The 8,632-nt window shown below is 55.8% G+C and carries 10 protein-coding genes; 4 read left to right on the top strand and 6 right to left on the bottom strand.

The window, feature by feature from the left end:
* Window positions 1-6 precede the first annotated feature (6 nt).
* Window positions 7-681, top strand: coding sequence for a thioredoxin domain-containing protein (locus tag NP596_RS09945; RefSeq protein ID WP_256615201.1), 675 nt, complete (start codon window positions 7-9; stop codon window positions 679-681).
* Window positions 678-1,187, top strand: coding sequence for an RNA 2',3'-cyclic phosphodiesterase (gene thpR / locus NP596_RS09950; protein ID WP_256615202.1), 510 nt, complete (start codon window positions 678-680; stop codon window positions 1,185-1,187). The genes NP596_RS09945 and thpR overlap by 4 nt, the downstream gene beginning before the upstream one ends.
* On the opposite strand, the gene mltB is transcribed toward thpR, so the two are convergent.
* The 6 genes from mltB to NP596_RS09980 form a co-directional block, all read right to left on the bottom strand.
* On the bottom strand, window positions 1,184-2,173 hold the full coding sequence (gene mltB / locus NP596_RS09955; protein ID WP_256615203.1) for a lytic murein transglycosylase B: 990 nt from the start codon (window positions 2,171-2,173) through the stop codon (window positions 1,184-1,186). The two genes, thpR and mltB, sit on opposite strands and share 4 nt — an antisense overlap.
* 9 nt (window positions 2,174-2,182) lie before the next feature.
* The gene (rodA, locus tag NP596_RS09960) at window positions 2,183-3,313 is read right to left on the bottom strand and encodes a rod shape-determining protein RodA (protein WP_256615204.1); all 1,131 of its coding nucleotides are present in this window, start codon (window positions 3,311-3,313) and stop codon (window positions 2,183-2,185) included.
* On the bottom strand, window positions 3,303-5,159 hold the full coding sequence (mrdA, locus tag NP596_RS09965) for a penicillin-binding protein 2 (RefSeq protein ID WP_256615205.1): 1,857 nt from the start codon (window positions 5,157-5,159) through the stop codon (window positions 3,303-3,305). Before mrdA ends, rodA begins: the two co-directional genes overlap by 11 nt.
* A 4-nt stretch (window positions 5,160-5,163) precedes the next feature.
* Window positions 5,164-5,652 (bottom strand): rod shape-determining protein MreD, encoded by a 489-nt coding sequence (gene mreD / locus NP596_RS09970; RefSeq protein ID WP_256615206.1) that lies wholly within the window; start codon window positions 5,650-5,652, stop codon window positions 5,164-5,166.
* Window positions 5,639-6,532, bottom strand: a complete 894-nt coding sequence (gene mreC, locus NP596_RS09975; RefSeq protein ID WP_256615208.1) for a rod shape-determining protein MreC — start codon at window positions 6,530-6,532, stop codon at window positions 5,639-5,641. The genes mreD and mreC overlap by 14 nt, the downstream gene beginning before the upstream one ends.
* Before the next feature lie 171 nt (window positions 6,533-6,703).
* The gene (locus tag NP596_RS09980) at window positions 6,704-7,747 is read right to left on the bottom strand and encodes a rod shape-determining protein (protein ID WP_041363788.1); all 1,044 of its coding nucleotides are present in this window, start codon (window positions 7,745-7,747) and stop codon (window positions 6,704-6,706) included.
* 105 nt (window positions 7,748-7,852) lie between these two features.
* Here NP596_RS09980 and gatC point away from each other — a divergent pair, with 105 nt between their 5' ends.
* Complete coding sequence (gatC, locus tag NP596_RS09985; protein ID WP_256615209.1) at window positions 7,853-8,140, top strand: Asp-tRNA(Asn)/Glu-tRNA(Gln) amidotransferase subunit GatC; 288 nt, start codon at window positions 7,853-7,855, stop codon at window positions 8,138-8,140.
* Between the two features lie 8 nt (window positions 8,141-8,148).
* Window positions 8,149-8,632 (top strand): amidase (locus NP596_RS09990; RefSeq protein WP_256615207.1); only part of this gene is annotated, 484 nt, incomplete at its 3' end.

Below are 8,632 nucleotides of genomic sequence, written 5' to 3' on the forward strand. Positions count from 1 at the left end.
CTGAATATGGCAAGCGCGCAAGTAGGACACATCGCACCGTTGTTGCCGGTAGCCGAATGGCTGCAGGGAGACGCTGTCTATTTTGCCCAATTACGCGGGCAGGTTGTGTTGGTGGAAGTGTTTCAGGTCAATTGTCCCGGTTGTTTTTTGTATTCCTTGCCGCAAGCAATTGATCTGCATAAGCGTTATGCGGAGCAAGGTTTGGTGGTGTTAGGGGTTGCCACAGCATTTGAAGACTTCGACAAAAATACCCGGCAGAACCTGCAAGCGCTATTGGAGAGCGGGCAAGTGATAGGCGAAACGCTGAAAGCCCTTGGGGAGCATGGGCAATTGTTGAACGGTGCCTGGCAATATCGAATTCCGTTTCCGGTAGCGATGGATCGCTTGGTCAAAGTCGAACAGCCTGTTAGCGAATCAAGCGTTGATGACTATATTCGGCAAAATCTGCCAGCCCTGGCGGTGCAGTCGGCTGAATACCGGCAACAAATCAGACAACAGGTGTTCCGTTATTTGCAGCAGCGCGAATACCGTGCCGAGACCTTTGACTGCTTTGCCTTGCAAGGCACGCCTTCACACCTGCTGATCGACAGGCAAGGCGTGCTGCGCTTCAGCCGATTCGGCTTTTTTCCGGAACTGGAAAGCCAGATCCGGGAGTTGCTGGCTGAACCTCTATCGGCATGAAACGGCTGTTTTTTGCCCTTTGGCCAGATCAAAATACCCGGCGGCAATGCCGTCAGCTCTCGGCGGGCATGCGCGGTTTCGGCAAGCCGGTCGCGGCCAACAACCTGCATGTTACGCTAGTGTTTTTAGGCTTGGTCGATGCGGCCGGACAGCAAGCCATGAGCAAAGCGGCCGGCCGGATCGCCGTCGAGCCGTTTTGCCTGACGTTTGAGCGGATCGAGTTTTGGCAAAAACCGGCGGTAGTGTGCTTGCGCGCCGAGCGAGCCGATACTGTTTTGTCGGCTTGGGTAGAGAAGTTGACGGTTGCCGCTTTGGAAAACGGCATCTCGGTAGACGAACGGCCCTATAAACCGCATGTCACTTTGTTGCGGAAAGCCAAGCAATTGCCTCCCGCCGAGTTCGAGCCGATTATCTGGCGGGCGGCAGGATTTTGCCTGGTGGAATCCTGCTCCACTCCCGCGGGAGTGGAGTACCGGGTACTGGAGCGCTGGGGGCACGCGGCTTAATGTTGCGCATTTCGCTCGCGTATGGCCTGGCTTAGCTGATAGGCCGCCATGGCATAGAGCGGGCTGTGGTTGTAACGGGTGATGACATAAAAATTATGCAGGCCCAGCCAGAGTTGCTCGTGGTCGGGCATGGGGTAGCTCAGTAACTTGACGGATTCGTTGTTGCCCAGTTGTTTCGGAATTTCCACACCTAACTTACGCAGGTCGCCTACCGATACATCCGGCTTGACGCCTTTGCTTAAAGCTTTTTTATAGGCATCGCCTTTGGCCGAGATTTGGTAGCTGATGGCGCCGCCGCGTTGCCAGTGGTTGGCGACGAAATAGTTGGCCACGCTGGCGATGGCATCGCTGGGGTTATGCCAAATGTCGCGTTTTTTATCCTGGTCGAAATCCTTGGCGTAGGCCCGGTAGCTGCTGGGCATGAATTGCGCCAAGCCCATGGCGCCGGCATAAGAGCCCAGGGGTTGCAAAGGGTCCAGGTGCTCTTCGCGGCTCAACAGCAAAAAGTTTTCCAACTCTTTCAGGAAAAATTCGCTACGGGATGGGTAGGCAAAACCCAAGGTCGATAAGGCGTCGATTATCCGGTATTTGCCGGTAAAGGCGCCGTATTTGGTTTCCACGCCGATGATGGCGATGATGATTTCCGCCGGCACGCCGTACTGCTGTTCCACGGCTGTTAGCGCGGCTTCGTTGTCGCGCCAGAATTGCACGCCGCCGTCTATGCGGGAATCGGTCATGAATATTTCGCGGTATTGATACCACGGCTTGCCTTCCGCCGGCTTGCCCATGGCATCCAGGATGGGTTGCTGGATAGCGACCGACTGAAATAACTGCCTCAGTTCCGTTGCGTTGAAATGGTGCTGTTTGACCATTTGCTCGATAAATCTATTTAAGGCCTCGGTTTGCGGAATTTCGGCGTTTGCCGCGCTTGCCGCGAACAGGCTGGCGCAGAGCAGGGCGGCGGACAAAAGAATATTCGGTTTCATAAGCTTGAATTAAATGGGTAAGAGTTTACGGTGAGTGTGTATCGACATCAAAATGCCGAAGCCGGCCATCAGGGTCACCATGGAGGTGCCGCCGTAACTGACCAAGGGTAACGGAACGCCGACCACCGGCAAAATGCCGATCACCATACCGATGTTGACGAATACATAAACGAAAAAAGTAAAAGCCAGGCTGCCGGCCAACAAGCGGCAATAGGTGTCCTGGGATTGCACGGCAATATAAAAGCAGCGGCTGATGACCAGCAAGTATAAGAATAATAAACCGAGGCAGCCGAATAAGCCGAACTCTTCGGCAAACACGGCGAAAATGAAGTCGGTGGAGCTTTCCGGTAAAAAATCCAGTTTGGACTGGGTGCTGCCCAGCCAGCCCTTGCCGTTGATGCCGCCGGAGCCGATGGCGATTTTAGATTGGATGATATGGTAGCCGGTACCCATCGGGTCGGCTTCCGGATTAATGAAAGTCAAGACCCGGTTGCGTTGGTATTCGCGCAAAAAATGCCACAAAACCGGGGTCGAGGCCGCCAGAATCGCGGCAATACCGATCATGAACCACCAGGAAAGGCCGGCAAAAAACAGCACGGCGGCTCCGGAACTGGCCACCAGCAAGGAGGTGCCCAAATCCGGCTGCTTGGCGATCAGCAGCACGGGAATCAGTAGCAAAATGCCGGCCGCCATGACATGTTTAGGTTTGGGCGGCAGCGAGTGTTCGGACAAATACCAGGCCACCATCATCGGTGCTGCTATCTTGGTGAATTCGGACGGTTGAAAGCGGAAAATGCCTAAATCCAGCCAGCGCTGCGCGCCCATGCTGATTTGCCCCATCACGGCAACAGCTAACAGCAGCAGTACGCAAAGGCTAAAGAAAGCCACCGAAAAGGCTTGAAAGCGGCGCGGATTGACATGCGCCAGCACGATCATCACGGCAATGGCCAAGCCGGTGCGGCTGGCATGGCGGATTAACAGCGCCTCGTTTTGGCCGCCGGCGCTGTACAAGATTACAAAACTGAGCGCGCAAATCAAGATCAGGCTCAGAAATAACGGAATATCGATATGCAATTTACGCAACAAGTTGCCGAGTAAGGACGGCGATTGAAACTGCTCGGTGCGCATTTCAATCTTCATGCGGCGCCTCCTTTTGGGGGTTGAGATAGGCGTTGATGATTTCTCCTGCCATGGGGGCGGCAATCGAGCCGCCGTGGCCGCCGTGTTCGGCGACTATGGCAACCGCGATTTTAGGGTCGTGTACCGGTGCAAAGGCGATAAACAACGCATGGTCGCGCATTTTAAAATCGATGGCATCCTCGTTGTATTTTTCTTCCTGCTTGACGGTAAAAACCTGCGCCGTGCCGGTTTTGCCGGCAATCTGGTAATTGATGTTTTTGGACAAGCGGCCGGCGGTGCCCCGGTTGCCGTGCACTACGTTAGTCATGGCGAAGATAATGTTATCGACATATTGTTTTTTCAGGGGAATTTTGGTTTCCGGCAGCAGGTCCGGCGGCGTGGCGAAATCGGGGGTGATGATCTCCTGCACCAAATGCGGGGTAATCACCTTGCCGTAATTGGCCAAAATCGCCGTGGCGCGCGCCAATTGCAGCGGGGTGACCTGGGTATAACCCTGGCCGATGCCAGTGATCAGGGTTTCGCCGGGATACCAGGCCCGATTGCGGTGGCTGCGTTTCCAGTCCTTGGTCGGCATCAAACCGCTGACCTCGCCGACCAGATCGATGCCGCTTTTTTCGCCGAAGCCGAAACGATGCATGAAATCGGACAATCTGTCGATGCCTAGGGCCAGCGCCAAGTCGTAAAAATAGACGTCGCAGGATTGGGTGATGGCGTCGTTCATGTCAACCATGCCATGCCCGCCTTTCTTCCAGTCCCGGTATTTGTGCTTGACGTTGGGCAGCTGGTAATAACCCGGGCAAAACAACCGGTGTCCGAAATCGATGACACCGTATTCGAGGCCGGCCAGGGCGACAAAGGGCTTGACGGTGGAACCGGGCGGATATAAACCGCGCAGGGCGCGGTTATACAGCGGTTGATCGGGCGAGTCGCGCAGGGCCTTGTATTCCTTGTTGGAGATGCCGGTTACGAACGGATTGGGGTCGAACCCGGGCCGGCTGGCAAACGCCAGTACCCCGCCGGTTTTGATATCGATGGCCACGGCGGCGCCGTTGTATTCGCCCAGCGCATCGTAGGCGATTTTCTGCAGATCGATGTCCAGCGTCAGGTAAATGTTGGAGCCCGCGATCGGCTCTACCGTGGCCACCGTGTTGACGGCGCGGGCCTGGGCGTTGGTTTCGATTTCCTCGTAGCCGGCGGTGCCCAACAATTGGGCTTCGTAGGATTTTTCGATACCGTTTTTGCCGATGATGTCGGTACCGCGGTATTCGGCGGTGGGCAAGGTTTTTAATTCCTGCTCGTTGATGCGGCCGACATAGCCGACCACATGCGCGGCCAGTTCGCCGTAGGGATAATGCCGCACCAGGCGGGCATAGACGTCGACGCCCGGAAAATAGGGCCTGACCACGGCGAATTTCGCCACCTCCTCGTCCGACAGGTTTTGCAGCAGCGGCGTGGTGGTAAAGGCTTTATTGCGTTTTCTTTGTTTTTGAAACTGCTCGATTTTTTCGTCGGGTATGGCCAACAGGTTTTGCAGTTTCGCCAAGGTGCCGTCCATGTCCTTGATTTGCTCGGGGATCAATTCCAGGCTGTAGGTGGGGACGTTTTCGGCCAACATGCGGCCGCGGCGGTCGTAAATGATGCCGCGAGTGGGGGGCAGCGGCGAAATTTTAATCCGGTTGTCCTTGGACAAAGTGGCGTAATGCTCATGCCCGACCACTTGTAAATAAATCAATCTGACAATCAGGCCGGCGATCAACAGCAGAATCAGCAAAAAAGCCGCCACGACACGGCTCAAGAATATCCGGTTTTCCGCCAGAGAGTCTTTGATGGCAAATTGTCTATCCATCTTGTCAGCTGATACGCGCCAAAACCCGAATCGCCCGCAACACCATGAATACCAGCGGCCAGACCAAGGTGCCGGTCAGCACCGGATACCAAAACGATAAAGGCAGCCGATTGGCCGCCTGCATGCTTTCCATGCCGAAAATCAAGCTTTGGCCGCACAGCAGGCAAAAAAACACGAACACGCATTGCTGTATCAGCGGAAATTGGCGCAGCCGGCGGTGTTGCCTGATGCTGAAATAGCTGAACAAAGCATAGATCAGGGCGTATTGCCCCAGCAGGTGGCTGGTCAGCACATCGGTTAGCAAACCGGCCGCGAACGCCGTGAATACGCCGAAGCGCTCGGGCAGGGCGATGGACCAATAAATCAAAACCAGTGCGATCCAATCGGGGTTGAATTCAACCGTGCCGGGAAATAAGTCCATGATACGCAGCGTCATGGCGATAGCCAGCGTTGCCAGGAAATAGACGGGCGCGAACGGGCTAGGGCTCGGCATGCTCGGCTTCCGGTGTGTCGGGGGAGGGCGGTGCTTGGTCCTTGCCCAAAAATACCGGGGTCGAGTCGCTCCAGACGATCAGAAATTCGCGGCTGGTTTCCAGTTGCGCCTTGGGGGTGGCGTAAATGTTGGCGAACGATTTGTCCGGCCGGGTTTCGAATTTATCGACCACGGCCACAGGATAGCCGGCCGGGAATACGCCGCCCAAGCCCGAAGTGACCAGCAAATCGCCGGGCACGATGTCGGCGTTTTTGGCTAAAAAGGGCAGTTGCAGGCGGTTGGGCAGGCCGGTGCCGAAAGCGATGGTGCGCAGGCCGTTGCGATTGACTTCAACCGGAATGGCATGGTCGGGGTCGGTAATCAGCATGACTTCGGAACTGGACGGCAGGGCGCGTATCACTTGGCCGACGATGCCGTTGGCATCCAGCACGGGCTGTTCCGGGTGCACGCCGAAACGCGTGCCTTTGTTGACCACCACGGTGTGTTCGTAGGCAGCCAGTTTTACCGACAGCAATTCGGCAATCAGCACTTGTTCGCCGAGTTGGAAGGAGTTTTCCAGCAATACGCGCAGCCGAATGTTTTCTTTTTCCAGTGCGTCCAGTTTTAACAGTTTGGCGGCGTTAATCAACTGAGTTTCTTTCAGGCGCTGGTTTTCCTTTTGCAGGTCGACGTAGGAAAACACGGTGTCCGACATGGATTTAATGCTGTCTCCGGGCAGGCTGGCCAAAATCTGGATCGGGTAAGTTGCAATAGACAAGACCGAACGCAGAGGATGCAGAAACTGCGTTCGATAATCGGTTACCAATAATGCGATTGCAGCCAGAATCGCTACTAACAGGCGCGTGTTAAGCGAAGGGCCTTGGGCAAATAAAAGTTTTATGGCAAAACCTCAAGCATTATGATGAAACGGCAACACGGCTGAAAGTGGCCGCCGATTAAAGATGGCCCATACTACCACAGCAACTAGGCGAGCGGTGGCTGCCGCCGTGCCGCGCAAAGACAGTCCGATCCGGAAGTTGCCTTAGACGACGGATGTCGGGCGGCGGTAAATTTATTCCAAGGAAAACGCCGAAGCGCCTTTTTTGTCCAGCATTTCCAAAACCATGCCGCCGCCCCTGGCGACGCAGGTCAACGGATCGTCGGCGATAAATACCGGCAGGCCGGTTTCTTCGGCGATCAAACGGTCGATGTCTTTCAACAAGGCGCCGCCGCCGGTCAGCACGATACCGCGGCTGGCTACGTCCGCGCCCAATTCCGGCGGGGTTTGTTCCAAGGCGACCTTGACGGCGCTGACGATGCCGGACAGGGGTTCCTGCAAGGCTTCCAAAATTTCGTTGCTGTTCAGCGAGAAGCTGCGCGGCACGCCTTCGGCCAGGTTGCGGCCGGTGACCTGCATTTCGCGCACCTCGCTACCCGGATAGGCGGCGCCGATTTCGTGTTTGATTTTTTCGGCCGTGGCCTCGCCGATCAGGGTGCCGTAGTTGCGGCGCACATAGGCGATAATGGCGTCGTCGAAACGGTCGCCGCCGATCCGGACCGAGGCCGAATAGACGATGCCGTTCAAGGAAATCACCGCTACCTCGGAAGTGCCGCCGCCGATATCCAGCACCATGGAACCGTGCGGGGTGTCGACCGGCAGGCCGGCGCCTACCGCCGCCGACATGGGTTCTTCGATCAGATACACTTCCCGAGCGCCGGCCATGGCCGCCGATTCGCGGATAGCGCGGCGTTCCACTTGGGTGGAGCCGCAAGGTACGCAGATCAAAATACGCGGGCTGGGACGCAGCAGTTTGTTTTCGTGTACTTTTTTGATAAAAAACCGCAGCATGCGTTCGGTGACCGCAAAATCCGCGATCACGCCGTCCTTCAACGGACGGATGGCGGTGATGTTGCCGGGCGTACGGCCCAACATGCTTTTCGCCTCGGCGCCGATGGCGGCGATGGTTTTTTGGCCGCGGATTTTGTCTTCCTTGATGGCGACTACGGAAGGTTCGTTGAGGACGATTCCTTGGCCCGGAACGTAAATAAGGGTATTTGCGGTACCCAAATCGATCGATAAGTCGTTGGAAAAGAGGCCGCGAATTCGTTTGAACATGATTACACCAAAGCGCACAGAAAATCCCGCTACTTTATCAATCAAGCAGGCAGTTGGGCAAGATATAAAGTATCATATTTGCATTACTCAATAGGGAGCTTAATGATGTCGTTGACGGCCAGTGACGTGAAAAAAATCGCCCACCTCGCCAGGTTGGGCATACAAGAACAACAAATCCATAGCTATGCTGATGACTTGTCCAATATGCTTGATTTGATGACGCAAATGGGACAGCTTGATACCTCGGGCGTAGTGCCCATGGCCCATCCTCTGGATCAGATGCAGCGCCTGCGCGACGATGCGGTAACCGAAACCGACCAGCGCGGCCGCTTCCAGTCCATCGCCCCGCAAACCGAGGCCGGACTTTATTTAGTACCTAAAGTTATCGATTAAGGACGATTATGCACAACCTTACCCTAACCGAACTGGCAGCCGGGCTGCGCGGCAAACAGTTTTCCAGCGTGGAATTGACGCAAGCCTTTTTAAGCCGCATCCGCCGGTACGAAACCTTGAACGCCTTTATCACGGTTTGCGAAGACGGTGCGTTGCAACAAGCGCGGGCGGCCGATGAATTGCTGGCGGCCGGCCATGCCGCGCCATTGGCCGGGATTCCGCTGGCGCAGAAAGATATCTTTTGCACCCTAGGCAGCAAAACCAGCTGCGGTTCAAAAATGCTGGATAACTTTATCGCTCCCTATAACGCCACGGTGGTGGAAAAATTCAACCAGGCCGGCAGCGTGATGTTGGGCAAGCTGAACATGGACGAATTCGCCATGGGTTCGTCCAACGAAACCAGCTTTTATGGGGCGGCGCACAATCCGTGGGATGCCTGCTGCGTACCGGGCGGCTCATCCGGCGGTTCCGCCGTTGCGGTGGCCGCCCGGC

The organism is Methylomonas rivi (assembly GCF_024505165.1).
Taxonomy (GTDB): domain Bacteria; phylum Pseudomonadota; class Gammaproteobacteria; order Methylococcales; family Methylomonadaceae; genus Methylomonas; species Methylomonas rivi.